General features: G+C 69.5%; 40 protein-coding genes. 33 read left to right on the forward strand and 7 right to left on the reverse strand.

The window, feature by feature from the left end:
- The first annotated feature begins 89 nt into the window (after positions 1–89).
- Both ABZT74_RS29545 and ABZT74_RS29550 read left to right on the forward strand, forming a co-directional pair.
- Entirely contained in the window at positions 90–344 is a 255-nt protein-coding gene (locus ABZT74_RS29545) for a hypothetical protein (RefSeq protein WP_356439759.1), read from the forward strand.
- Positions 341–658 carry a hypothetical protein gene (locus tag ABZT74_RS29550; RefSeq protein WP_356439761.1) on the forward strand — a complete coding sequence of 106 codons (318 nt, stop codon included), beginning with the start codon at positions 341–343 and terminating at the stop codon, positions 656–658. The genes ABZT74_RS29545 and ABZT74_RS29550 overlap by 4 nt, the downstream gene beginning before the upstream one ends.
- A gap of 5 nt (positions 659–663) precedes the next feature.
- Here the strand turns inward: ABZT74_RS29550 and ABZT74_RS29555 are convergent, their stop codons facing one another.
- Entirely contained in the window at positions 664–861 is a 198-nt protein-coding gene (locus ABZT74_RS29555) for a hypothetical protein (protein ID WP_356439763.1), read from the reverse strand.
- A gap of 186 nt (positions 862–1,047) precedes the next feature.
- Here ABZT74_RS29555 and ABZT74_RS29560 point away from each other — a divergent pair, with 186 nt between their 5' ends.
- The 18 genes from ABZT74_RS29560 to ABZT74_RS29645 all read left to right on the forward strand — a co-directional run bounded on the left by ABZT74_RS29560 (position 1,048) and on the right by ABZT74_RS29645 (position 11,246).
- Entirely contained in the window at positions 1,048–1,311 is a 264-nt protein-coding gene (locus ABZT74_RS29560) for a hypothetical protein (protein ID WP_356439766.1), read from the forward strand.
- Complete coding sequence (locus ABZT74_RS29565) at positions 1,308–3,428, forward strand: AAA family ATPase (protein WP_356439769.1); 2,121 nt, start codon at positions 1,308–1,310, stop codon at positions 3,426–3,428. Before ABZT74_RS29560 ends, ABZT74_RS29565 begins: the two co-directional genes overlap by 4 nt.
- Before the next feature lie 12 nt (positions 3,429–3,440).
- The gene (locus tag ABZT74_RS29570) at positions 3,441–4,346 is read left to right on the forward strand and encodes a hypothetical protein (RefSeq protein WP_356439772.1); all 906 of its coding nucleotides are present in this window, start codon (positions 3,441–3,443) and stop codon (positions 4,344–4,346) included.
- 54 nt (positions 4,347–4,400) lie between these two features.
- Complete coding sequence (locus tag ABZT74_RS29575) at positions 4,401–4,877, forward strand: NUDIX hydrolase (RefSeq protein WP_356439775.1); 477 nt, start codon at positions 4,401–4,403, stop codon at positions 4,875–4,877.
- Between the two features lie 82 nt (positions 4,878–4,959).
- Positions 4,960–5,349, forward strand: coding sequence for a hypothetical protein (locus ABZT74_RS29580; RefSeq protein WP_356439778.1), 390 nt, complete (start codon positions 4,960–4,962; stop codon positions 5,347–5,349).
- Complete coding sequence (locus ABZT74_RS29585; RefSeq protein ID WP_356439781.1) at positions 5,346–6,176, forward strand: DNA adenine methylase; 831 nt, start codon at positions 5,346–5,348, stop codon at positions 6,174–6,176. The genes ABZT74_RS29580 and ABZT74_RS29585 overlap by 4 nt, the downstream gene beginning before the upstream one ends.
- Positions 6,177–6,256: 80 nt before the next feature.
- The gene (locus ABZT74_RS29590) at positions 6,257–6,436 is read left to right on the forward strand and encodes a hypothetical protein (protein WP_356439784.1); all 180 of its coding nucleotides are present in this window, start codon (positions 6,257–6,259) and stop codon (positions 6,434–6,436) included.
- Entirely contained in the window at positions 6,433–7,179 is a 747-nt protein-coding gene (locus ABZT74_RS29595; protein ID WP_356439787.1) for a hypothetical protein, read from the forward strand. Before ABZT74_RS29590 ends, ABZT74_RS29595 begins: the two co-directional genes overlap by 4 nt.
- Positions 7,180–7,233: 54 nt before the next feature.
- Positions 7,234–8,379, forward strand: coding sequence for a hypothetical protein (locus ABZT74_RS29600; protein WP_356439790.1), 1,146 nt, complete (start codon positions 7,234–7,236; stop codon positions 8,377–8,379).
- Positions 8,376–8,555 (forward strand): hypothetical protein, encoded by a 180-nt coding sequence (locus ABZT74_RS29605; protein ID WP_356439793.1) that lies wholly within the window; start codon positions 8,376–8,378, stop codon positions 8,553–8,555. Before ABZT74_RS29600 ends, ABZT74_RS29605 begins: the two co-directional genes overlap by 4 nt.
- Entirely contained in the window at positions 8,552–8,818 is a 267-nt protein-coding gene (locus tag ABZT74_RS29610; protein ID WP_356439796.1) for a hypothetical protein, read from the forward strand. Before ABZT74_RS29605 ends, ABZT74_RS29610 begins: the two co-directional genes overlap by 4 nt.
- Positions 8,815–9,285: a hypothetical protein gene (locus ABZT74_RS29615; protein WP_356439798.1), complete on the forward strand. Its 471-nt coding sequence runs from the start codon at positions 8,815–8,817 to the stop codon at positions 9,283–9,285. The genes ABZT74_RS29610 and ABZT74_RS29615 overlap by 4 nt, the downstream gene beginning before the upstream one ends.
- A gap of 84 nt (positions 9,286–9,369) precedes the next feature.
- Complete coding sequence (locus tag ABZT74_RS29620; RefSeq protein ID WP_356439801.1) at positions 9,370–9,621, forward strand: hypothetical protein; 252 nt, start codon at positions 9,370–9,372, stop codon at positions 9,619–9,621.
- Positions 9,606–9,806 (forward strand): hypothetical protein, encoded by a 201-nt coding sequence (locus ABZT74_RS29625; RefSeq protein ID WP_356439804.1) that lies wholly within the window; start codon positions 9,606–9,608, stop codon positions 9,804–9,806. The genes ABZT74_RS29620 and ABZT74_RS29625 overlap by 16 nt, the downstream gene beginning before the upstream one ends.
- The gene (locus ABZT74_RS29630) at positions 9,803–10,132 is read left to right on the forward strand and encodes a hypothetical protein (RefSeq protein WP_356439807.1); all 330 of its coding nucleotides are present in this window, start codon (positions 9,803–9,805) and stop codon (positions 10,130–10,132) included. The genes ABZT74_RS29625 and ABZT74_RS29630 overlap by 4 nt, the downstream gene beginning before the upstream one ends.
- A 2-nt stretch (positions 10,133–10,134) precedes the next feature.
- Positions 10,135–10,257: a hypothetical protein gene (locus ABZT74_RS29635; RefSeq protein WP_356439810.1), complete on the forward strand. Its 123-nt coding sequence runs from the start codon at positions 10,135–10,137 to the stop codon at positions 10,255–10,257.
- A 102-nt stretch (positions 10,258–10,359) separates the two neighbouring features.
- Complete coding sequence (locus tag ABZT74_RS29640; protein ID WP_356439812.1) at positions 10,360–11,067, forward strand: hypothetical protein; 708 nt, start codon at positions 10,360–10,362, stop codon at positions 11,065–11,067.
- Positions 11,064–11,246 carry a hypothetical protein gene (locus ABZT74_RS29645; RefSeq protein ID WP_356439815.1) on the forward strand — a complete coding sequence of 61 codons (183 nt, stop codon included), beginning with the start codon at positions 11,064–11,066 and terminating at the stop codon, positions 11,244–11,246. Before ABZT74_RS29640 ends, ABZT74_RS29645 begins: the two co-directional genes overlap by 4 nt.
- 77 nt (positions 11,247–11,323) lie before the next feature.
- Here the strand turns inward: ABZT74_RS29645 and ABZT74_RS29650 are convergent, their stop codons facing one another.
- The 3 genes from ABZT74_RS29650 to ABZT74_RS29660 form a co-directional block, all read right to left on the reverse strand.
- Complete coding sequence (locus tag ABZT74_RS29650) at positions 11,324–11,530, reverse strand: hypothetical protein (RefSeq protein ID WP_356439817.1); 207 nt, start codon at positions 11,528–11,530, stop codon at positions 11,324–11,326.
- A 174-nt stretch (positions 11,531–11,704) separates the two neighbouring features.
- A complete protein-coding gene (locus ABZT74_RS29655; RefSeq protein WP_356439820.1) occupies positions 11,705–12,109 on the reverse strand; it encodes a DUF6221 family protein in 405 nt (134 codons plus the stop codon).
- On the reverse strand, positions 12,102–12,374 hold the full coding sequence (locus tag ABZT74_RS29660) for a helix-turn-helix domain-containing protein (RefSeq protein WP_356439823.1): 273 nt from the start codon (positions 12,372–12,374) through the stop codon (positions 12,102–12,104). Before ABZT74_RS29660 ends, ABZT74_RS29655 begins: the two co-directional genes overlap by 8 nt.
- 193 nt (positions 12,375–12,567) lie before the next feature.
- On the opposite strand from ABZT74_RS29660, the gene ABZT74_RS29665 reads away from it, so the two are divergent.
- From ABZT74_RS29665 to ABZT74_RS29700, 8 genes are all read left to right on the forward strand, one after another.
- A complete protein-coding gene (locus ABZT74_RS29665; RefSeq protein WP_356439826.1) occupies positions 12,568–13,032 on the forward strand; it encodes a hypothetical protein in 465 nt (154 codons plus the stop codon).
- Positions 13,032–13,226: a hypothetical protein gene (locus ABZT74_RS29670; protein ID WP_356439829.1), complete on the forward strand. Its 195-nt coding sequence runs from the start codon at positions 13,032–13,034 to the stop codon at positions 13,224–13,226. The genes ABZT74_RS29665 and ABZT74_RS29670 overlap by 1 nt, the downstream gene beginning before the upstream one ends.
- Before the next feature lie 74 nt (positions 13,227–13,300).
- Positions 13,301–14,368: a hypothetical protein gene (locus ABZT74_RS29675; protein ID WP_356439831.1), complete on the forward strand. Its 1,068-nt coding sequence runs from the start codon at positions 13,301–13,303 to the stop codon at positions 14,366–14,368.
- Positions 14,365–14,511, forward strand: coding sequence for a hypothetical protein (locus tag ABZT74_RS29680; protein WP_356439834.1), 147 nt, complete (start codon positions 14,365–14,367; stop codon positions 14,509–14,511). Before ABZT74_RS29675 ends, ABZT74_RS29680 begins: the two co-directional genes overlap by 4 nt.
- An 8-nt stretch (positions 14,512–14,519) precedes the next feature.
- Positions 14,520–15,026, forward strand: a complete 507-nt coding sequence (locus tag ABZT74_RS29685; protein ID WP_356439837.1) for a hypothetical protein — start codon at positions 14,520–14,522, stop codon at positions 15,024–15,026.
- Positions 15,026–15,400, forward strand: coding sequence for a hypothetical protein (locus tag ABZT74_RS29690; RefSeq protein ID WP_356439840.1), 375 nt, complete (start codon positions 15,026–15,028; stop codon positions 15,398–15,400). Before ABZT74_RS29685 ends, ABZT74_RS29690 begins: the two co-directional genes overlap by 1 nt.
- Positions 15,401–15,505: 105 nt before the next feature.
- Positions 15,506–15,661, forward strand: coding sequence for a hypothetical protein (locus ABZT74_RS29695; protein WP_356439843.1), 156 nt, complete (start codon positions 15,506–15,508; stop codon positions 15,659–15,661).
- Positions 15,662–15,780: 119 nt separating this feature from the next.
- Positions 15,781–16,080 carry a hypothetical protein gene (locus tag ABZT74_RS29700; RefSeq protein ID WP_356439846.1) on the forward strand — a complete coding sequence of 100 codons (300 nt, stop codon included), beginning with the start codon at positions 15,781–15,783 and terminating at the stop codon, positions 16,078–16,080.
- A gap of 65 nt (positions 16,081–16,145) precedes the next feature.
- Here ABZT74_RS29700 and ABZT74_RS29705 read toward each other — a convergent pair whose 3' ends face one another.
- Genes ABZT74_RS29705 through ABZT74_RS29715 form a run of 3 tightly spaced genes read right to left on the reverse strand, consistent with a single transcriptional unit; the run spans position 16,146 to position 16,896 of the window.
- Positions 16,146–16,442 (reverse strand): hypothetical protein, encoded by a 297-nt coding sequence (locus ABZT74_RS29705; RefSeq protein WP_356439850.1) that lies wholly within the window; start codon positions 16,440–16,442, stop codon positions 16,146–16,148.
- On the reverse strand, positions 16,439–16,687 hold the full coding sequence (locus ABZT74_RS29710; protein WP_356439853.1) for a hypothetical protein: 249 nt from the start codon (positions 16,685–16,687) through the stop codon (positions 16,439–16,441). Before ABZT74_RS29710 ends, ABZT74_RS29705 begins: the two co-directional genes overlap by 4 nt.
- Positions 16,684–16,896 (reverse strand): hypothetical protein, encoded by a 213-nt coding sequence (locus ABZT74_RS29715; RefSeq protein ID WP_356439855.1) that lies wholly within the window; start codon positions 16,894–16,896, stop codon positions 16,684–16,686. The genes ABZT74_RS29710 and ABZT74_RS29715 overlap by 4 nt, the downstream gene beginning before the upstream one ends.
- A gap of 112 nt (positions 16,897–17,008) precedes the next feature.
- Here ABZT74_RS29715 and ABZT74_RS29720 point away from each other — a divergent pair, with 112 nt between their 5' ends.
- The 5 genes from ABZT74_RS29720 (at position 17,009) to ABZT74_RS29740 (ending at position 19,857) form a co-directional block, all read left to right on the forward strand.
- The gene (locus tag ABZT74_RS29720) at positions 17,009–17,398 is read left to right on the forward strand and encodes a WYL domain-containing protein (protein ID WP_356439858.1); all 390 of its coding nucleotides are present in this window, start codon (positions 17,009–17,011) and stop codon (positions 17,396–17,398) included.
- Between the two features lie 12 nt (positions 17,399–17,410).
- Positions 17,411–17,608 carry a hypothetical protein gene (locus tag ABZT74_RS29725; RefSeq protein ID WP_356439860.1) on the forward strand — a complete coding sequence of 66 codons (198 nt, stop codon included), beginning with the start codon at positions 17,411–17,413 and terminating at the stop codon, positions 17,606–17,608.
- Between the two features lie 103 nt (positions 17,609–17,711).
- Entirely contained in the window at positions 17,712–18,284 is a 573-nt protein-coding gene (locus tag ABZT74_RS29730; protein WP_356439862.1) for a hypothetical protein, read from the forward strand.
- Positions 18,281–19,684 carry a phage terminase large subunit gene (locus ABZT74_RS29735; RefSeq protein WP_356439865.1) on the forward strand — a complete coding sequence of 468 codons (1,404 nt, stop codon included), beginning with the start codon at positions 18,281–18,283 and terminating at the stop codon, positions 19,682–19,684. The genes ABZT74_RS29730 and ABZT74_RS29735 overlap by 4 nt, the downstream gene beginning before the upstream one ends.
- Entirely contained in the window at positions 19,681–19,857 is a 177-nt protein-coding gene (locus ABZT74_RS29740; protein ID WP_356439868.1) for a hypothetical protein, read from the forward strand. The genes ABZT74_RS29735 and ABZT74_RS29740 overlap by 4 nt, the downstream gene beginning before the upstream one ends.
- The last annotated feature ends 9 nt before the right edge of the window (positions 19,858–19,866 follow it).

The raw sequence follows: 19,866 nt of genomic DNA on the forward strand, positions 1-19,866 counted from the left end.
CGGATGTGCGCGGTCGAGGGCTGCGTGAAGCCGTCGCACCTCGCGGACCGCCGGGAGCGGGCCGAGGAGACAGAACTGGCGGCCACCGGATGACCGGCCGTCAGCAGGTCAACGACGCCCTCTTCATCGACTGCGGCGACGGCTACGAGATCAAGCACGGCGACAACGCCGGAGAGATCAAGTACCGGCGCCCGCCCCGCGCCCGCTTCGAATGCGTCCGCTGCGGCTACGCCTCGCCGATCGTCACCGGCCCGACCGCCGTGAAGAACTTCGTCGCCGCCGCCCGGCCAGAACACCGCTCGATCTGCCCAGCCACTCACGCCCAAGGAGTACGCGCCGCATGAAGCCTGCCCGCAGCAACTCGGGGGTCTCGCACCGGTCATGCGACCGGTGCGGGTCCCCGGTGCTGCGGCAGAGAGAAGGCCTGCCGTGGGTGGTGGTGGTCGACGACGTCCGCCACACCCCCGGCCAGGCCGCCGAACTGACGACTCCGAACCGGCTGGCCTGGTGCCTGAGGGAGAGCAAATGGACCGGTGCCCGGTTGGTCGAAGTCCACACCGCGTTCCACAACCGCGAGTGCCCGCGCCCTCACCTTGTCGAGCACACGTGCCCGCCAGGCACGCCGCTCAGCGCGAAGCCCGAAGGAACGCTGTGGTGAACGGGTCAGGAGTTCCCGGGGTTCTGCGCCGAGCCGGCGTCCCGCTGCTTGTGCTTGCGACGCCAGGCGTTCACGCGCGAGTGGACATGGCGACGGATGTCGTCCGCACGGGAGGTTCCCTCCTCGTCGCACAGCTCCCCGTATGCCGCCCACATCTCTTCGTCGATGCGGACCATGCGGCCGGGGGTGCCCTTCGTCGTCATGACGTCAGAGTAGCTGACCCGTCACCGGCAACACACCCCCTCTCACCTCACCGTATTGCCAATGTATTGCGGGTGACTACACACCCCGAGGTAGAATCTGAGGCAGGTGAGGCCCCCAGCAACAACGCGCTGACCTGCTAACTCGCGCTGCCCACCACCAGCACTCCCGCAAGGAGCACCACCCGAGTGACCGAGAACCCGCAACAGCCTCGCCAACCAGGCGAGTGGCCCGTACCGCAGCCCGCCGACATCGACGAGCACGCCTACGCCGGCCACGACGAGCTGTACGTCCAGCGCGCTGCCGAACGCGCCCTGCACGAGCTGGTTCTCGACTCCATCCGCCACGACCTCAAGCAGCAGCCCAGCCCCGCATCCGTCCGCACAGCGGCCCGCGCTTGGTGCAACCGCATCACTGCCGCAGCCGAAGAGATCGCCAAGGGGATGCGATGAACGCGCGCACCCGCGTCACAGACGCTCTCAACAACCGCGGCTGCCGAGGCCGCGGAAACTCCTGGCAGTGCCCCGCCCACGAAGACCGCACACCGTCCCTCTCCATCGGCAACCGCAACGACGGCAACGGCATCGTCCTCAGCTGCCACACCGGCTGCGACATCGACGACATCGTCGCCGCCCTCGGCCTCACCCTCGGCGACCTCTTCGACGAACCCCTGCCCAAGCCGGACCCCAACCCGACCCGCCGCAAGGTCGCCGACTACCCATACGTCGACGAGCAAGGCGAACTCCTCCTGCGCGTCGAACGCTGGGAGCCCGGCAAGAACGGCAAGAAGAAGGACTTCCTCCAACGCACCCCCGACGGCGGATACAAGACCAAGGGAGTCCGCCGCGTCCTCTACCGCCTGCCCGAAGTCGTCGCCACCGCACAGGCCGGCGGCATCGTCCTCGTCTGCGAGGGCGAGAAGGACGCCGACAACCTCGCCAAGATCGGCGCGACCGCCACGACCATGCCCGGCGGCGTCGGCATGGGATGGCGCGACGACTACACCGCCAGCCTCCGCGGCGCCGCCGAGGTCGTCATCATCGCCGACCGCGACGACGCAGGGATCACCCACGCACGCAAAGTCGCCGCTTCCCTCGCCCGCTTCGGCGTACCCCACCGCATCGCCCTGCCCGCCGTCGCCCACGCCAAAGCCGACGTCTCCGACCACCTCGCCGCCGGCTACGGCTTCGACGACCTCATCCCCCTCGCCGACTCCGACGACGAAGAGCCCGAAGAACCGGCACAGGAAGAAGCGCCGACCCCGGAACCGGAGCCCGAACCGGAACAACCGCAAGACCGGTTCCCCAGCATCAACTGGTACGAGGCCTACGCCACCGACTTCACCCGCATCGACTGGCTTCCCGGCAGATTCATGGAGCGCGGCCAGCAGGTCGCTCTCGTCGGCCCCGGCAAAGCGGGCAAGAGCATCTTCGTCCAGTACTGGATCTTCTGCGCCATCACCGGCCGGTCGTTCCTCGGCGACGAACGCCGCGAGCCCCTCAACGTCCTCTACTTCGACCGCGAGAACAACCTCCGCGACATCGTCACCCGCATGATCGCCTTCGGCGCCACACCGGACGATCTCCAACGCCTCGACTACCGGCTCTTCCCTCGCTTCAGCGGCAGCTTCGACCAGTCCTCCGTCGCCGCGGCCGAACTCCTCGCCATCGTCGAAGAGCGGCCCCGAGACCTCGTCATCTTCGACACCGTCTCCCGCTTCATCACCGGCAAGGAGAACGACGCCGACACCTGGCTCCAGTTCTACGGACGCGTCCACGCCCCCCTCAAGGCCCGCACCATCAGCGGTGTCCGCCTCGACCACATGGGCAAAGACGAAGACCGCGGCGCGCGCGGCAACAGCGCCAAGTCCCAGGACGTCGACCACGTCTGGGAACTCACCCGCCTCACCGAGAACAAATCGTTCGACCCCAGCGCCGGCATCGAGCACATCACCACCACGCTCAAGCTCAACCGCACCCACACCCGCTCCGGACTCGGCGAGGACCTCTTCCTCATCACCCGCCGCGGACAGCGCCAGCGCGGCGGCCTCTGGGTCCCCGGCGGCACCCGCCACGAACTCAGCAGCAACACCGGCGGCGGCAGCGGCGCAGCCCCCGGCTCGGCCGCGTGGATCGTCGAACTTCTCGACAGCGCCAAGGTCCCCAATGACTGGGGCGCCCGCCGCGTGATCCCCAAGTGCCAGGAACTCGGCATCAAAGCGGCCAAAACCAAGATCGAAGAAGCCATCCGGATCCGCAAGAACCGGCCCGCTTCAGACGTCCCCCCGCACGTCCCCTACTCCTCAGTAACAGAAACGTCCCCCGAAGAAAACGGCCAACAAGACATTTTCCCAGGTCAAACGTCCCCCGGGGACCCCTGGGGGACACCCCGGAACACCCAACAAAGGGGTACGTCCCCCCGCCCCCCCACCAAGGAGGGGGGACGTCCCCAGGGCGGCCACGTCTGCACCGTCTGCAACCTCACCCTCGACAGCAACTGGGCCTCCCGCGGCTACGACACCCACATCGGCTGCGACACAGCCACCGGAAGCCACCCACCCGCCGCCTGATCGGACACCACCATGACCACCAACATCCGCCCCCAAGACCTCCCCGAACTCCGAGCCGAACTCGCCGCCGCGCTCGCAGCGCCAGGAATGGCCTGGTTCTACGAAGACCGAGCCGCCTCACTGAACCACCGCGGAGCGCCCTACTCGCCACCCGACGAGTACCAGCGGATGGAAGTGAACGGGCTGCTCTGCGACGAACTGTTCTATGTAGCCGAGGAGATGTACGAGCTAGCCACGGCCGCCGCCGAATCGCTGCCGGAGTACACCCTGTTCCCCGAGGACGTGCCGTCCGAGTTCGGCTTCGCCTACCTCGCACCCGGGACACGCTCAACGGGCGGAAGCCTGAGTCCCATCGCCGCAGTCGAATGGTGGTCATCGAGCGAGGGGGTGCGACTCAACTTCTACTGCGACACCGAAACGATGATCACGCACATGACCGCCCTGGGGAAGTGCACTCCCGAGCAGGCGGCCTACCAGCGCAGCGCCATGGGTCGGTTCTCCCCCATGCAGGCCGAAGCGCTCATCCACTTCGGATTCGATCCCCTTGACCACGTCTCCATCGGCGACGAGCGGTTCATCCGCACTATCCGTGCGATGTGGCTCCTCATGCAGCAGCCCCTCGCGGAAGACACCGAAGTCCAGCCAGACCGTGCTGTCCGCAAGCGCCTCCGTCGCGCCGGCCACGAACCCGCACCCGTCCGCGTCATCGAACTCCGACGCCCCAAAACCAGCAGCAGCCCCAGCGACAGCGAGACCAGCCGCGAATACCACCACCGATGGATCACCCGCGGCCACTGGCGCCAGCAATGGCACCCCAAACGACAAGTCCACCGCCCCGTCTGGATCGCACCCCACATCAAAGGCCCCGAAGGCGCACCCCTCATCGGCGGCGAAAAGGTCTACGCCCTCAAACGCTAGCCACCCCGACACCCCCGCCCACACCCACGCGCCCCACGACGAAAGAAGACCCGCATGACCACCACACCGCCCCTCACCCAGCAGCAGACCGAAGCCCTCCGCCCCCTCGCCGCACTCATCGAAACCGCCATCCGCGAGACCCCCATCCGCCTCGACGCCGACCACCCCGCCACCGCCCTCGGCGGCCGGCTCCTCGCCGACGTCGCCGCCTACATGGGCCGCACCCTCGGACCCGACGCCGCAGTCCTCGCCGAAGTCCAGGCCGAGCGGGAGCGGCAGGACGCGAAGTGGGGCGAGCAGAACCACCCCGACGGCACCGGCGGATCAGGCGCCCTGTACGTCGCCGACCGCTACCGCTCGATCGTCGACGAGGCGCTGAAGACCGGATCCGTCACATGGCGGGACGTCCTGCTGGAGGAGGTCTACGAGGCGCTGGCCGAGCGTGATCCGAATCGACTGCGAACCGAGCTGGCCCAAGTCGCCGCACTTGCCGTCGCCTGGATCGCAGCCATCGACCGACGCACCGCCTGACCGCGCTCACTCGGTTAGGCCGCGCCCCGCACACATCCGACCTCGCACACTGCTGACGTCACTGTCAACAAGGAGAACGATCATGACCGACCGCCAGCCCATCGACCTCGACGAGATCGAAGCCCGCGCCGCACACCTGCACGAGTACGGCGACCCCACCGACACCCGCACCGCCGGGTGGGAGGAACTCGCCGGGACCGACGTGCCCGCGCTGCTCGCCGAAGTCCGTCAGCTCCGCTTCCGTCTGGCCGAGTTGGGAGAGCAGGGCCCCGGTGACCGCGAGACCGTCTCCGAGGCCGCGCAGATGTACCGCAGCCTCCGCACGGTCATCGAGCGCACGATGACCGAGCCCGACCGCTGGGACGGCGACGAGGACGAGTCGTTCCACCTCGCCCGCTACGTCGAATGGCTTGCTGCCGGACGGCCGGACTATGCCGGGGAGCAGCCGGCCGCCGAGGGGGCGCAGCGATGACCGAGCGCATCAAGTCGCCCGTCCCGTACTTCGGCAGCAAGCAGCGCATCGCCCCATGGATCACCAGCCTGCTCCCCGCGCACGACCACTACGTCGAGCCGTTCGCCGGCGGCCTGTCCGTGCTCCTCGCCAAGTCGCCGTCCCGGATGGAGACCGTCAACGATCTCGACGGGGAGCTGATGACGTTCTGGCGCGTGCTCCGCGACCGGCCCGCCGAGCTACTGCGCGCTTGCATGCTCACCCCGCACGGCCGCGCTGAACTCGCCGCAACGTGGGACCCGACGACGGACGAACTCGAACTCGCCCGCCGCATCTGGTGCCGCCTCGCCCAAGGCCGCTCCGGCACGCTGCGGAACACCGGGTGGCGGCACTACATCGACCCCGCCGGCTCGGCCACGTCGATGCCCGGCTACCTCGAGGCCTACGCCCTGCGGCTGGCCGCAGCTGCGGAACGTTTCCACGCCGTGTCGCTGGAGGCGTTGCCCGCGCTGGAGGTCATCGCCCGGTACGGGGCGCGGCCGAGTGTCCTGCTGTACGTCGACCCGCCGTACCTCGGCAGCACCCGCGGGTGGGGCAACAACTACCGCTGCGAGATGAAGACCGAGGCCGAGCACCGGGAGCTGGCGGCCGCGCTCGCCGCGTGTGCGGCGACGGTCGTCCTGTCCGGGTACGACAGCCCGCTGTACCTCGAGCTGTTCGACGGCTGGCACCGCTACGAGCAGGCGGCGCAGACCGGCAACGCCAAGACGGACAAGGCGCGGACCGAGGTGCTGTGGGCGAACCGCCGGCTCGGCGACCAGCTCGACCTGTTCGACCAGACCGCGTGACTGTCCGCAGTACGGCCGTCCCGCGCGCTCGAATCGCGCGGGCCGGCCGCCCACCCAGCCTACGAACCCAGGAGCACACCATGCCCGAGACCACAGCCGACTGCCAGATGGTGGCCGCAGCAGGAGCGACCGCCGGACAGCCCGTGATCCGCATCCCCCGCTTCGCCAGCGACCCCTTCCCGTGGGGCCACGGCCCCGACCTGAACGATGGCCTGCGCTTCAGCGACAGCGAAGTCCGCCCGGCAGGAGACGCCAGGTGACCGCCGCCGCGGTTGTGGCCCACGGCTACACGATGCGCGACCTCGACCGCCTCGCCGCGTCCGCCTGCACCTACGACCGATCCATGGCCTCCGACGCCACCACCCGCTACGAGACCGCATGGTCGGCGATCGCTGAGGCCCTGTGCTCCGCCGTCGAACCGCCTGACTGGCACGACCTGTTCACGGTCGGCTGGCGCGCCATCTACGCCGAAGTCCGCGAGATGCGGCACCTGTTCGGCCAGCGTGACAAGGACGGCACCAACGAGGTCGCGAGCAGCCCGCGGTTCCGGCAGTACTGGACGCTGCCGCCCGCCCGCCCGGAGGAAGGCATCGCGGAGCGGCTGGCGCTGCCACAGATCATCGCCGTCCTCACCGAGACGGAGCGGGCCGCGGTCGTCGCGCTCGCCGTGTACGACGACTACCAGGCTGCCGCGGACGCGCTCGGCATCGGCTACTCGGCGATGACCCTCCGAATGAGCAATGCCCGGAAGCGATTCCGCGCCCACTGGTACGCGCCGGAGACGGCCCCGCCGGTGAAGGGCACAGACCGCCGCGTCGGCTCCCGTACCAAGCCGCTGTCGACGCACTGCCGCGGCGGCAAGGGCCCGCACGAGATGACCCCGGAGAACACCTACCGCCGGCCGAACCCGAAGCCCGGCAAGCGCGGTGAGCGCGTGTGCCGGGCTTGCGAGACCGAGCGCGGCAAAGCCCGCCACCTCGCCAGGACCGCCGCCACCGCCTGATCGTCCGCTGTCGGGGCCGTACCACTGCGGCCCCCACCACCCAGGAGCCACACCATGAACCAGCCCGACCTGCCGCCGTCCGAGGGCCCCGAGTACACGCCGTGCGCCTGCCGCCACATCGAGCCCGAGCACGAGCCGAACGCTGGCGCCTGCCTGTCGTGCGACTGCGAGGCGTACCGGCCCGCTGTCCCGATTGCCGTGTCCCCGCCCGCCACCAACCAGACCGAACTCCGCGACCGCATCGCCGAGGTGCTGGTCACCACATCCCGAGCGGACTGGCCGTACACGCCAGGCCAGGAGAAGTGGGACCACCACAAGCACGGTGACCAGCCCGGCCACACCTTTTCGATCTCCTGCGCGCTGTGCACCGGCGACGTGGACAGGCTGGCCGCCGTGGTGCTGGCCGTGCTGCCCGCGTGCTCCGACCCGATCGAGTGCAGCCACGAAGCCGCCCTCGGCGAAGCGCGCGAGACGAACCGCCGCCTCAACTACCGGGCGCAGCAACTGGAGTCCGAACTCGCCACCTACCGCCGGGCCGTCAGCCAGTGGCAGGTCAGCGACCGTGGAACGTACATCCCGCTCAGGACCATCAGCGCCATCGCCAAGGCTGCTGGCCGCGACATCGAACACCCGCGCTGGATCCTGCACTACCAGCGCGTCGAGCAGGCGGAGGCCGCCATCGAACGCGTGCGCAGCTACCTCGCCAGCCAGACGGACGCCTTCCCCGCCAACTACCCGGTCGCCGTTCCTGCGGCCGACGTGCTCGCCAACCTCGACACCGCGCCCGCCGCCGGGCTGCGCGGTGAGGCCGGCGAGACACAACAGGACCAGACACAGGGCGAGCGCCACTGCTCCCGCTGCGGTGACAGCCTCACCGACTACACCGAAGACGACCTCGTGTGGCGTACCGGCGACGACCGCCCGTACTGCTCCGGCGAATGCATCGTCGCCGCACACCGGGCAGCGCAGAAGGAACTCTTCGACGCGCACCCCGAGCGGATCGTGGGCTACAAGTCCAAAGGCGGGCGGCTCCTTCGCTGCCTCGCGCACCACCCGGGTAACGAATCCGTCGACTCCGGCGACTTCTACCCGGTTGCCTCGGACGACCTGCCGGACGGCGGAGTCTGCACCATCTGCGGCACGGACGTGCTGAGTCAGCCCGCTGTCGTGGCCCAGCCCGACAAGGAGCCGACCCCGTGACCGGCCAGCCGAGTGCCGAAGACTTCGGCCACGAGCCGATGAACATCATCACCAACGGCAAGCTCCGCGCCGTCGTCTGCGCCCGCTGCTCGGTGTGGGACCGCGGCTTCAACCACGTCGACTGGCCGTGCACCAGCGCGATCGTCCTCGGCCTCGTCGCCCGGGAGTCGTCGTGACGGGCGTGCTGATCTACGACGCGATCGACACCGCGAGCCTGCTCATCAACGTCATCTGGCTGTGGTGCCTCACCGCCGCAGCAGCCGTCACCGCGCTGCTCGCCCTCACAGCCGTCAGCATGCGCGCCGCCTGGATGGCCGTCAGGCGGGGCGTGGTGGGGGCACAGAGCGCCGCACACGCCACTCCGGCCCCCGCGTCCACCGAGACCGCGCCAGAGCCTCACACGCCCGCCTGGGCCCACCGAGAGACGGAAGCCGCATGACCGACCCCACCATCACCGACCTCCGCCGCGAACTGGAAAAGGCACAGATCGCACTCATCGCCGCACTGAAACACCTCAGCGCGCACGCCGAAATGAACGCAGCCCTCCACTGCGCAGACCGCGTCATGTACTCGCCGCTCCACGCCAAGGTCGAAAGCGCCGTCAGCGGAATCGACCACGCCCTCAACCGCACCACGCAGACCGAACCCACCACACAGTTCGCACGATCCCTCGCGGACACCCAGGCCCTCGTCAAGATCCTCACCGACCTCGACCGGTGCCGGCACGGCCGCCACGAAGGCGACCCCTGCGGACCAGCCGACGAATGCAACGGCACCTCCGCAGGCAACCCGTGGCTACGCCCCGGCATGGTCATCGGCCACGACCGGCATGGCGACGAGATCGTCATGCCCGACCGGGACCACAAGCACGACCCGGCGGCCTGGCGCACGACTCCCCGGACCTGACGCCCCGCTCATCACCGCCGCCCTCTACGCCCTCCGGCAGACAGGGCGGCACCTCGCCCGAACACTTCGCACCTGGAGATCACCGTGACCGTCAACATGCAGGCCATCCTCATCGGCCTCTTCTCCGTCAAGCACACCCCCGAAGAGGCCGAGCACGCGGCGAACGAAGTCCTCAGCCAGCACGCCCACGAACTCGCCAAGCAGCAGCGAGAGCACTTCGGTGTCGGCGATGCCCCGGTCCGTGCGCACTGCGACCCCGCCTGCGACTTCTGCCGAGGCGTCATCGGAGCCGCTGACCTCATCGACCCGGAGGTGCAGTCATGGCCGCTGCCGTAATCCTCGCCCTGCTCTTCGGCCTCTCCGCCGGCTGGGTCTGGGGCCACTGCACCGCCCGCATCGTGTACAAGCCGATCGGAGCGGACGCACACCGCGACGAGTTGCTGCTCGACGCACACGAAGCCCGCCAGTTCCGCGACATCGAGCAGCACTTCGACGGGACCGAATGGAGGCCTGAGGCATGACCGAACGGCTCAGCATCGACGAGATCAACTCCGACCAACTCGACGCGCTGTACGACAGGCTCGACGGGTACGAAGCCGCCGAGCGGTACCGGAAGGCAGCGACCGAAGCGACCAGAGCCACCCACATCGAGACCACGGCCCGTGTTTTCGCCGGACTCCACCGCTCCGCCGAGGCCGACGTCACCCGCGTCATCGAACTGTACGAACGCTGGGTGAAAGAAGGCGCACCCCCGCTCGGCGTCCCCATCGCCCGCTGGTGGGACAAGCGGCTCGTCGAGCTGCACGACGCGATCGTCCCGCCCACCGACCAGCCCAAGGAGAAGTGACCATGCGAAAGCTGCGCACCGTCGGCCGCTGGCTCGGCGAAGAGTGGCCCGTCCCCCGCTGGATCTGCCTGCTCATCGTCATCGGCTGGATCGTCAACACGACCATCCGGATCACCAGCCCCTGACACGACGAAGGGGCGCGCCTAAATCGACCTCCCCAGGCCAGGCACGCCCCATCTCACCGGTGGCCATCACGTTACCCGCCCCACCAGCACCATGGAGCCCCGATGACCACCACCGCCACCCACCTCCGCACCTGCGCCCTCCACTGGGCCGACCTCCACGAGTCCATCGGCCAGCCCAACATCCTCACCGGATTCGGCCGAGGCCTCCGCGGCTACCTCGCCGCCCTCGACGACGCCGAACAGCAGGAAGCCCGCCTCTACCAGGCCGCACACCTCCGCACCCTCGAACGCGACCCCATGCAGCTCGGCGACCGCCCCACCCCGGTCCGGCTCCACATCCTCGACACCATGCGCGCCGTCGAGGCCGCACTCCACGACACGGCTGACCACAGCGCCTCCGCGGTGCAGCGCCCGCCCATGCCGTTCGCCCCGAGCAACTGGCCGGCCGCGGACCGGGAACGCCGCAACCAGCTCGCCCGCGCGGACATGGCGGACCCTCGGCGTTGGAGGTGGACCGGCCGCCGGCGCCCCGTCCCGTACACCGCGCTGTGGCTGCTGGCCCGCGTCGAGGGCAAGGGCGGCCCGTTCCGGACGCTGACCGTGGTCGAGGTCGAGCAGATCGGCGCGACAGCGGCCGGGGCTGCGGCGCGGATCGAGCAGGCCCTCGACATCGCGGCGCAGCGACGGACGCTGGAGCAGCGGCACGAATGCGGCGGCCGGATCGACGTCCACGGCGGTGAGGGCCGGGCCCCGGTCGCGCACTGCACAGGGTGTGGACGCATCTGGGCCGAGGGAGTGATCGCGGCATGACGGGCGCGCAGTGGCAGGCCGGGCGCATCACCGCCTGCGTGGTCTCCGGGCTCGCCACCATCGCGGGCATGCTGTGGCTGCGCGAGCAAGGCGACATCGGGCGGGCTCTCGCCCTGGCGTTGGGTGGCGCGGGCTGGCTCGGCCTGGCGATCTGGTACGTGCGGAGCCGGAAGGACTGAGCAGCACGAAGCCCGCCGGTCCGAGAACCGGCGGGCCCGTGTACCTCCCAGATACAGCGACGCTACGCCTGCCCCGCTCAGTGCGTCCAGACCTCGGGCCCGCCGCCGCGCCACTCGATCCACTCCGCGCGCACCACGCTCATCTCGTCCGCGTCCTGAAGGCCGGCCATCTGGAGCAGCGCCGCGATGTCGCGCACCGAGTAGGCGAGGCCGAGGATCGCCCCGTCCGCGCGGACGCGTCGGCCGCCGTCCTCGTCGGGCGGGTACACGATCACCGGAGTCATGCAACCAGCCTCACCCGGAGCCTGCGGGCGCGCATCCCGGGCCGCTAGTCTGGCCGTGCAGCCGGACGCCAATCGGGTTGCGGGGATCGCGCAAGGCCTGGACAGCCGGAAGGCCCTCACCGAGTCGGTGGGGGCCTTCGTCGTGTGCGGGGTGTCAGCCCCAGGTGGTGTCGCTCATGGCGCCCACTCCTGTCGGTAGCCGGGACGGTCGCTGTATGCGCTGGCGTACAAGCGCAGCGTCCCCTCCAGCGCGGACGCGAAACCGTTCATGAACGTCTCGTGGTAGTCGTGCGCTGCCGCCGCGACGCGCAGCAGATCCCGCTTCGCCTCGACCTCGCGCAGGCAGCGATCCGGGTTCTGCACAGGCACCGCGCCCGTCACAGAGCCGGGGCAACGCCTCCCCTGCCATGCAACCTTGCCGGGCAGTGTGGCCTCGTTGGCACCGTGCGTGTAGCCAGTGATACCGAGGTCGCTCCGGATCGGAACCACGGTGCTACCGCAGTTGATGCAGAGCTGGTCTCGCGCAATCCGTTCGTCCTCGTCGAGCTGCTCGCCGTACCACCGGACCAGATCATCCATCCGACGCCTCCGCCTTCTTCGCGCGTGACCCCCACGGTCCGGAGTGCCCCCGCACGATGTCCTGCACCGTGCCCAGCGAGACGTCCAGCGCAGCAGCGATCTTCCGGAACGAGACGTTCTCCTCGCGCATCCTCAGCACGATCTCCCGCCGCTCGTCGCGCAGTTCGGGTTCCTTCTCCGTCTGCGCTTTCAGCAGCTCGCTGATGGCCCGCGCCCGCCGCACCGGGTCCTCGATTGCACGCACTGCGTTCACGGCGTCGACCACCCTCTGAACCTCCTCGATCACACCCGGCCTCATCTCGTTCGGGCGGGCTGCTTCCCCACAGCGTATGGCATGCCATACAGTGGCGGAAGCAGCCCAACGCTGCTGATGCACAAAGCCCCCGGCCCGGCGCTGCGAACGCCATATGGGCCGGGGGCGGACCCACCTCGACCATCACGAAAAGGCAGGCCCTGGCATGGATCGTATCGATCAGCAGGCCCACCAGCCCAGCCCCACGGGCGAGGCCACCATCCGCGCTCTCCTCCTCACCATGGCCGACCGCCTCAACAACGAGGCACAGGACGAACCCATGACCGAGAAAGGCCGCCTCGACCTCGCCCGCGAACTCGCCGGCCGCGACACCGACCTGCACACCGCGCTCCTCGCGGCCAGCGTCCACGTCGCACCCGAAGCCACCCGCGCCGAATACGCGGCCGTCCTCCTCGCCGTCGCCGACACCCTCGACCTCGTCAACCGGTTCGCCGCCGCCAACCAGACTTGCCGCGACATCGCGCAGCGGGTCGGCGTGCGCGAGTGCGACGACAGCCAGGAATGGCGCGACGCCGAGACCGAGTGCAACCGGCTCTGGGACCTGGCACACGAGGGCGGGCACTCCTCGGCCACGCTGCTCGCCGCCGGCAAGGCGAAGGCGGCGAGCTGATGAGCATCTTCTCCAGGCGCAGCGACAGCAGCCGCTCGTACCCCGCCGCCGGTACGTCCGTTACCGGAGACTCCGGCCGCTTCTTCCGCGCCAAGACGTCCGGTGCCCGCCGCGCTGCTCGCGCCGGCCAGGCGTGGGAGGACCGCGACCGCGCGCAGGAGCGGCGCGGCATCTGGTATCGCGCCGCCCGCTGACCCTCACCGACCGCCGCCCCGAGCGAACATCCCCCCGCTCGGGGCGGCCCCATCTCCCACCACCGGAGACCACCGTGAAGAAACTGACCGGCGGGCAGATTGCCGTCCTCATCCTCGCCGTCATCCCCATGACCGCTGTCGGCGCAGTCGGGGTCATCGGCACCTACACAAACGCCGCGTCCGTCCTCCACCGCAAGGGCACCGCCCTCGGAATGGTCGCCGGCGGAGAGGGCGCGACGCTCGTCGCCGCCCTCGTCATGATCGTCGTCACGATGTTCGGACAGACCACACCCCGCACCCTCCGAGCCGCACTCTGGCTGCTCCCCGCCTCGGCCGCCGTCATGGGCGTAGCCATCGCCCCCAGCCTCAGCGAGATGGTCGTGTTCGCCCTCACGCCCCTAGCCATGACCGCCTCGGCCGAAGGCGTCAGCTTCCTCGCCCGCCGCCTCGTCGTCCACCGGACCGCGGTCGACATCGAGACGCAGCAGCGCAACGCCACCATCCTGCGGAAGATCGCCTACCACCGGGCTCGCGCTGAACGTCACCCGTGGAAGTGGGTACGCAAGTGGTCGACCCTCAGGGTGTGGCGCCTGCTTGCCCACGCCGGGGATGGTGACGCGCAGCTCGGCGCGGGGCTCGTCACGGTGCAGCGGGACCGGCTCACCGCTGGGGCGGGCGAGGCCCTCGGTGAGCTGCTCTCCGGTCACGCGGCTCACGCCGAGCGGGCCCCCGATGAGCCAGCGAGCCATGAGCCTGAGCCCGGCTCAGACCCTGAGCCCGATCGTGATCCCGGCTTTGAGACGACCGTGAAGACCGCGCTCGACGTCGCCGCGCCCGAGCTGCTCGCGCTCCCGACTGCACCACCGGCTCAGCCCGTTGACCAGCAGGGATCACGTGAGCCCGTCTTGAGCCCAGCCGAGCCGCTCACCGTGAGCCTCGCTGAGCCGGACCCTGAGCCCGAGCCGGATCACACGGATCAGATCGAGCAGCAGATCGTCACCCTCGCCACCCGGCTCAAGGACGGCGAGCAGCTCACCAAGACCAGCGCGGCTCACCTCCTCGGCGTGAGCCAAGCCACCGCCGGCCGACGGCTCAGGGACGCACGCACCCGCATCGGAGACGGAACGGGGTTCTACCCGTGATCCTCGCCGCGTTCTTCTCCGTCGCCATGGTCGGCGCGATATGCGGCCTCGCCGCCGTCGAGCCCCGTGCCGTTCCGCCCGTCGCCGCCACGACCGCCTTCATCCTCACGCTCGCCGCGCTCGCCGTGGCCGTCTGCCACTAGGACCAGCCATGACCGTTGTCACGCTCGGCGGAGTCACCGTCGGCATCATCATCCTCGCCCGCCACCTGATCGTCTGGTGGCCCGGCCTCAAGGCCCTCCAGGGCAACCCTGTCCACTACGCGGCCGACCTGCTGCCGTTCCTGATCGCCTGGTCGTACGGCGTCCTCGCGATCCTCGGCGTCGGCGGGATCATCGGCTGGGTCGCCGACACCACACTGTGGATCTCCTCGTGGCTCGGAGACGTCGCCCTCGTCTGGGGTGTCGGCGGGCACGCCGGGCAGCACGGCTCACGGGCCGCATACCTGCCGCTCACCCAGACCGGGGCGTGCATCGTCCTCATCCTCACGGCCGTGCTGCTCGCCGCGGTGAAGAAGTCCCGGTACGGCGCCGACATCCGGCGCGGCGCGTGGTGCGGCGTCTGCCTCGGCACCTCGGCGGGGGTCGCGGGATTCGCCGCCGCTCCCCTCGCGCTTGGCGCCAACTGGCTCGGCGATGTTCTGTACGGGGTCCTGTGATGGGCCGCTCGAAGAAGACCCCGGAACCCGAGCCCGAGGAGCGCAGCGCGGCAGCCGGCGCCTGCGTCCTCATCGTCCTCGCGGGCGTCGTGATCGCGGTCGCGTTCGCCTGCTCGCCGATCGCTGGGGTGCTCGGTCTGTGGGTCGCGGGGGCCGTGCTGCTGTGGCGTTCCGCCCGTCGCGTGTCCGATTCGTCCGCCACTCCCCCACCCCGGGAGGGGCTGCCCTCCTGTCGCAAGTGCGCTGGTCAAGAGCTTGTCGACGGAGCCCCTTCCGAACCCCAGAAGGGGATGTTGATCTACAGGTTCGCCCTGCCTAAGCGGCCCGGCCACACCCACATCCACATCGAAGAAGTGGAGGAGTCGACCCTGTAACAGCCCCTCGCTGCCACACTGGTGGTGCATCGTCAGTGCACAGGCCCCGTCGCGGAATCCCCCCTCGCGGCGGGGCCGCCCTGTACCCCAGCGAAGGACACCTCCGTGACCCAGACCCAGTCCACCGCCGCGCGCCGGCCGCGTACTCCGCTCGCCTCCATCGACCCGCACAGCGCCCGTGCCGCGCGTGCAGCCGGCCGGATGCGAGACATTCCCGGACGCCGCCCACCCCGGCCGATCACCTTCGACTCGGCGCTGTAGCCCGCCGGTCCGTGTTGGCCCCACCGTCGCCCGGACGGTGGGGTCTTCGCGCGTTCCCGGGGTGGACTGTCGGTGGACGCGGCTACGATCCCGGGCACACCACAGTCCTGGGGGGACACATGCGCCGACGCACCATCCTGATCATCGCCACTGCCGTCGTAGTCATCGCAGCGGGCGTCGGCTTCGCCATCTGGAGGAACGACAACCCGTCCTACGGCACCATCGCCAAGAACTGCACCCACGCCCTGAAGGCCCGCCCGGACGGCGACAAGACCAAGCCGAAGGACTGTGAGGGGCTCAGCGAGGACGACTACCAGACGCTCCTCATGTCGCACGTGCTGAAGGACGATCTCGGCTGGGTCGACGAGGACGGGAACGTCGACCAGCAGAAGATGCTCGACGACGCGACGCAGCCGTAGGTCGGGCGCAGCGAGGCCCCGCTCCGGATCACCGTCCGGGGGCGGGGCCTTCGTCATGCCGTGGGCTACTCGAAGAGGCGCCGGACGTGCGCTTCGTTCACTGCGAACTGCGCGTCCAGCTCCTCGGCATTGAGCCGCCCGTCGCGCTGGATGGCGCGCCATGTATGCCAGGCCAGCTCGTATGCGGCGTTGTCGGGATAGCCCTCGCGGCTGGGCCGCGCGAGTTGGTCTGCCTCGCCGCGCAGGTCGGGGTGAGATGCGAACATCAGGCTGGACTGTGCACCCTGGGCGGCTGCGGTGAAGCGGCCGGTGTCGACGGTGAACTCGATCGTTACGGGCTCCGGCTCTTCCGGCTCGCTCATGTGGACTCCTCGCCCGGGCGCACCGGGGCCGCGCCGTCCACAGCAGCAAGGTTCGAGTCCCGCAGTTCCCTCACCCGAGACTCGTGCAGCAGGCGCAACTGCCCGAGCATGTCCCCCATGCGGCCGTTGGCCGTGATCAGCGTGTCGGCCAGCCCGGGTTTCGCTGCGCTCTGTCCCCACCGCAACTGCTCGTAGAGCCTGCCGAACGCGCGGCCCGGTCCGTTGAGGTTGATGGTCTTGCTCATGCGCTCTTCTCCTCGCTGCCCCTGACGAGGCGTCGCACGTACTCGCGGGTCCAGCCGGTGACCTTGACGACGGTGGCCTGCGCGCCTCGCTCGTCGGTGTTCCGGAGGAAGGTGACGGCCTCAGCCTGGAGGTCGGCGCGTGCTGCGTCGAGGGCGGTCTCGGCCTCTCGGTAGCGCTGAGCTGCGAGTTCGAGTTTCGCGGTGTCCATGTAGAGGAGTCTCCCACAAGATTGGCCAACCGACTAGGCCAAGCCTATTGACTAAAGCCTACCGAGTAGGCCAACATAGGTGTCACAGGGAAGCGCGACGAGGGGGCCACTGATGAAGCACACGGCGAACGAGACCAGCACCACCACCCTCACCCGCCTCATCAAGGCCCTCGACGCCAAGCACCCCGTCACCATCACCTACGTGAAGGCCGACGGCACCCAGACCATCCGCACCATCGAGATCGCCGACATCATCGTCACCGCCGCCGGCGACATCGTCCTCCGCGCCATGGACCGCGAGACCAGCGAGATGCGCTCCTTCCGCATCGACCGGATCCAGACCTACACGGTCCACCGCACCGAGTACACCGTCGCCCGCCCCGCCGCCGAGGAGTCGAAGGCCGGCCCCGGCCGCGGCCTCGCCTCGATCGTCGTGCTCTACCCCGTCGACCTGCCCATCACCGAGCGCATCGCCCTCCTCGCCGACGCACTCGCCGCCTGATCGGAGACCACCATGCAGACCACCACCCACGTCGGCCGCCGCATCTACTCCAACGCCAACGGCCCCACCTACACCGGCGTCATCACCGAGGAGGAGCACATCCTCCCGAACGGCGACGAGCATCCGACCGGGGACCTGTACGTCAACGTCACCTACGACGACGGCGGATGGTCCGACTGGACCCACCACTCGAACGTCACGCTCATCTGACCCCGCGCATAGCTGAGGGGCCCTGACCGCCACCGTGGTCAGGGCCCCTCCGCGTGCGTGCGCACCGCCGTCCACTGCTTGCGCAACTCGTTACCATCAGACCATGGATACCGGTAACGAGCCACCCGTACCGGCCGACCGCCCGGGCGCCGGCCAGACCGCCGAGCCCACGCTCCAGAGCCGAACCCGTGACGGCCGCGGGAAGTTCGCCCGCACCATCGACACCGCCCGCCGTGACGCGGAAGCGGCTGAGTACCTCGCCGACCACCCCGGCACCACATACCGAGAGCTGGCCGAGCGGTTCGGCTACTACGACAGGGGCACGGCCTGGCGCGCGATCCAGGCCGTGAAGGTGGAGGTCGTCCGGCCGGCCGTCACGAAGCTCATCGAGACCGAGTCGGAAGAACTCGACGCCCTGTACGTGATGGCGCTGGAGATCATCGAGCGGAATCACATCGTCGTCTCGCACGGCAAGGTCGTCACGATGAAGGATCCGGAGACCGGCGAGGAGAAGCCGCTCCAGGACGACGGCCCCCGGCTCCAGGCGATCCAGACCGCGCTCCGTGTCCGCGAGTCGTACCGCAAGCTCCGTGGCCTCGACCAGCCGTCGCAGGTCGCCGTGTCCGGTGGCGTGAAGTACGAGGTCGTCGGCATCGATCCGGCGGACCTCACGTGACGACCGCGCTCGACCGGGACACGGTTGTTCGCTACGAGCCGCGTGGCGCAGCACGGGAGCTGTTCAAGCGGCGCGACGACGAGCTGGTCATCGCGGGCCCGGCCGGTACGGGCAAGTCGCTGGCCGCGCTGTTCCGCCTGCACCTGACGGCGCTGCACAACCCGGGGATCCGCTGCCTCATCGTTCGCAAGACCGCGGTGTCGCTGACGTCGACGACGCTGGTGACGTTCGACAACAAGGTGGCGAGCGACGCGCTGGCCCGCAGCATCGTGTCCTGGTTCGGAGGCAACGCCAGGGAGGCCGCGTGCTACCGCTACTCGAACGGGTCGCGCATCGTCGTCGGCGGCATGGACAAGCCCGAGAAGATCATGTCCGCCGAGTACGACCTCGTCTTCGCGGACGAGGCGACCGAGCTGACCATCGACGACTGGGAAGCGATCTCCACCCGGCTCCGCAACGGGGCCCTGTCGTGGCAGCAGCAGATCGCCGCGTGCAACCCGTCGCACCCCTCGCACTGGCTGAAGAAGCGGTGTGATGCGGGCGAGGCCCGGATGCTGATCTCCCGTCACCGCGACAACCCGGCCTACGTGAACGCCGACGGCACCCCCACGGAGGCCGGCGTCGCGTACTTCAAGAAGCTCGACCGGCTCACCGGGGTCCGCAAGGCGCGCCTGCGTGACGGGGCGTGGGCTGCGGCCGAGGGCCAGATCTACGACGCGTGGGACGACGCCCTCCACCTGATCGACCCGTTCGACATCCCCGACACGTGGACCCGCTGGTGGACCGTCGACTTCGGATTCACCAACCCGTTCGTGCTCCAGTGCTGGGCCGAGGACGGCGACGGCCGGCTGTACCTGTACCGGGAGATCTACCGGACGAAGCGTCTCGTCGAGGACCACGCCCGGGACATCCTCCGTCTGGTGCGGCGCTGCGCGAAGTGCTGCAAGACGAAGGGCTCCGACCACGACTGCCACACGTGCGAGGCCTGCGAGATGGAGTGGACCGAGCCCCGGCCGCGCGCGGTGATCTGCGACCACGACGCGGAGGACCGGGCCACGTTGGAGAAGCACGTGGAGATGGGCACCGACGCCGCGCACAAGTCGGTGAGCGACGGGATCCAGGCGGTGCAGTCCCGGCTGAAGCCGGCGGACGACGGGCGGCCGCGCCTGTTCGTGGTGCGTGGCGCGCTCGTTGAGGCGGACCCGCTGCTCGATGACGCGTCACTGCCTTTGTGTGCGACGGATGAGGTCGGCGGCTACGTGTGGGCGGTGAAGCCGGGCAACGCGGGCGGGCTGAAGGAGGCTCCGCTGAAGCAGGACGATCACGCGATGGATGCTCTGCGCTACATGGTCGCTGAGCGGGACTTGGGCGGGCGACCGCGGATGAGGTGGGTGGGATGAAGAAGCTCCGCGCGAACCCGAAGATGCTGAAAGATTTGCGGCCAGCATCCATGTTGACAGGAGGATTTACACTCATCACAGCAGGATGCTGGAATATCTTCGGTACAGGCGTTGGCCTGATCGCCGGAGGAATCCTCACGTGCGTCCTCCAGTGGGTGCTCGACAGCGACTGACGTGAAGGG

Source organism: Streptomyces sp. NPDC005302 (assembly GCF_040607345.1).
Classification (GTDB): Bacteria; Actinomycetota; Actinomycetes; order Streptomycetales; family Streptomycetaceae; genus Streptomyces.

What these genes read in the sequence shown, in the direction of transcription:
- ABZT74_RS29670 (WP_356439829.1), top strand. Translation starts at nt 13,032, where the DNA reads ATGAGCATCTTCTCCAGGCGCAGCGACAGCAGCCGCTCGTACCCCGCC.
- ABZT74_RS29740 (WP_356439868.1), top strand. Translation starts at nt 19,681, where the DNA reads ATGAAGAAGCTCCGCGCGAACCCGAAGATGCTGAAAGATTTGCGGCCA.
- ABZT74_RS29650 (WP_356439817.1), bottom strand. Translation starts at nt 11,530, where the DNA reads ATGACTCCGGTGATCGTGTACCCGCCCGACGAGGACGGCGGCCGACGC.
- ABZT74_RS29665 (WP_356439826.1), top strand. Translation starts at nt 12,568, where the DNA reads ATGGATCGTATCGATCAGCAGGCCCACCAGCCCAGCCCCACGGGCGAG.
- ABZT74_RS29685 (WP_356439837.1), top strand. Translation starts at nt 14,520, where the DNA reads ATGACCGTTGTCACGCTCGGCGGAGTCACCGTCGGCATCATCATCCTC.
- ABZT74_RS29575 (WP_356439775.1), top strand. Translation starts at nt 4,401, where the DNA reads ATGACCACCACACCGCCCCTCACCCAGCAGCAGACCGAAGCCCTCCGC.
- ABZT74_RS29550 (WP_356439761.1), top strand. Translation starts at nt 341, where the DNA reads ATGAAGCCTGCCCGCAGCAACTCGGGGGTCTCGCACCGGTCATGCGAC.
- ABZT74_RS29645 (WP_356439815.1), top strand. Translation starts at nt 11,064, where the DNA reads ATGACGGGCGCGCAGTGGCAGGCCGGGCGCATCACCGCCTGCGTGGTC.
- ABZT74_RS29570 (WP_356439772.1), top strand. Translation starts at nt 3,441, where the DNA reads ATGACCACCAACATCCGCCCCCAAGACCTCCCCGAACTCCGAGCCGAA.
- ABZT74_RS29625 (WP_356439804.1), top strand. Translation starts at nt 9,606, where the DNA reads ATGGCCGCTGCCGTAATCCTCGCCCTGCTCTTCGGCCTCTCCGCCGGC.
- ABZT74_RS29555 (WP_356439763.1), bottom strand. Translation starts at nt 861, where the DNA reads ATGACGACGAAGGGCACCCCCGGCCGCATGGTCCGCATCGACGAAGAG.
- ABZT74_RS29640 (WP_356439812.1), top strand. Translation starts at nt 10,360, where the DNA reads ATGACCACCACCGCCACCCACCTCCGCACCTGCGCCCTCCACTGGGCC.
- ABZT74_RS29700 (WP_356439846.1), top strand. Translation starts at nt 15,781, where the DNA reads ATGCGCCGACGCACCATCCTGATCATCGCCACTGCCGTCGTAGTCATC.
- ABZT74_RS29565 (WP_356439769.1), top strand. Translation starts at nt 1,308, where the DNA reads ATGAACGCGCGCACCCGCGTCACAGACGCTCTCAACAACCGCGGCTGC.
- ABZT74_RS29715 (WP_356439855.1), bottom strand. Translation starts at nt 16,896, where the DNA reads ATGGACACCGCGAAACTCGAACTCGCAGCTCAGCGCTACCGAGAGGCC.
- ABZT74_RS29705 (WP_356439850.1), bottom strand. Translation starts at nt 16,442, where the DNA reads ATGAGCGAGCCGGAAGAGCCGGAGCCCGTAACGATCGAGTTCACCGTC.
- ABZT74_RS29600 (WP_356439790.1), top strand. Translation starts at nt 7,234, where the DNA reads ATGAACCAGCCCGACCTGCCGCCGTCCGAGGGCCCCGAGTACACGCCG.
- ABZT74_RS29730 (WP_356439862.1), top strand. Translation starts at nt 17,712, where the DNA reads ATGGATACCGGTAACGAGCCACCCGTACCGGCCGACCGCCCGGGCGCC.
- ABZT74_RS29580 (WP_356439778.1), top strand. Translation starts at nt 4,960, where the DNA reads ATGACCGACCGCCAGCCCATCGACCTCGACGAGATCGAAGCCCGCGCC.
- ABZT74_RS29590 (WP_356439784.1), top strand. Translation starts at nt 6,257, where the DNA reads ATGCCCGAGACCACAGCCGACTGCCAGATGGTGGCCGCAGCAGGAGCG.
- ABZT74_RS29615 (WP_356439798.1), top strand. Translation starts at nt 8,815, where the DNA reads ATGACCGACCCCACCATCACCGACCTCCGCCGCGAACTGGAAAAGGCA.
- ABZT74_RS29630 (WP_356439807.1), top strand. Translation starts at nt 9,803, where the DNA reads ATGACCGAACGGCTCAGCATCGACGAGATCAACTCCGACCAACTCGAC.
- ABZT74_RS29720 (WP_356439858.1), top strand. Translation starts at nt 17,009, where the DNA reads ATGAAGCACACGGCGAACGAGACCAGCACCACCACCCTCACCCGCCTC.
- ABZT74_RS29690 (WP_356439840.1), top strand. Translation starts at nt 15,026, where the DNA reads ATGGGCCGCTCGAAGAAGACCCCGGAACCCGAGCCCGAGGAGCGCAGC.
- ABZT74_RS29635 (WP_356439810.1), top strand. Translation starts at nt 10,135, where the DNA reads ATGCGAAAGCTGCGCACCGTCGGCCGCTGGCTCGGCGAAGAGTGGCCC.
- ABZT74_RS29710 (WP_356439853.1), bottom strand. Translation starts at nt 16,687, where the DNA reads ATGAGCAAGACCATCAACCTCAACGGACCGGGCCGCGCGTTCGGCAGG.
- ABZT74_RS29655 (WP_356439820.1), bottom strand. Translation starts at nt 12,109, where the DNA reads ATGGATGATCTGGTCCGGTGGTACGGCGAGCAGCTCGACGAGGACGAA.
- ABZT74_RS29545 (WP_356439759.1), top strand. Translation starts at nt 90, where the DNA reads ATGACCGGCCGTCAGCAGGTCAACGACGCCCTCTTCATCGACTGCGGC.
- ABZT74_RS29585 (WP_356439781.1), top strand. Translation starts at nt 5,346, where the DNA reads ATGACCGAGCGCATCAAGTCGCCCGTCCCGTACTTCGGCAGCAAGCAG.
- ABZT74_RS29725 (WP_356439860.1), top strand. Translation starts at nt 17,411, where the DNA reads ATGCAGACCACCACCCACGTCGGCCGCCGCATCTACTCCAACGCCAAC.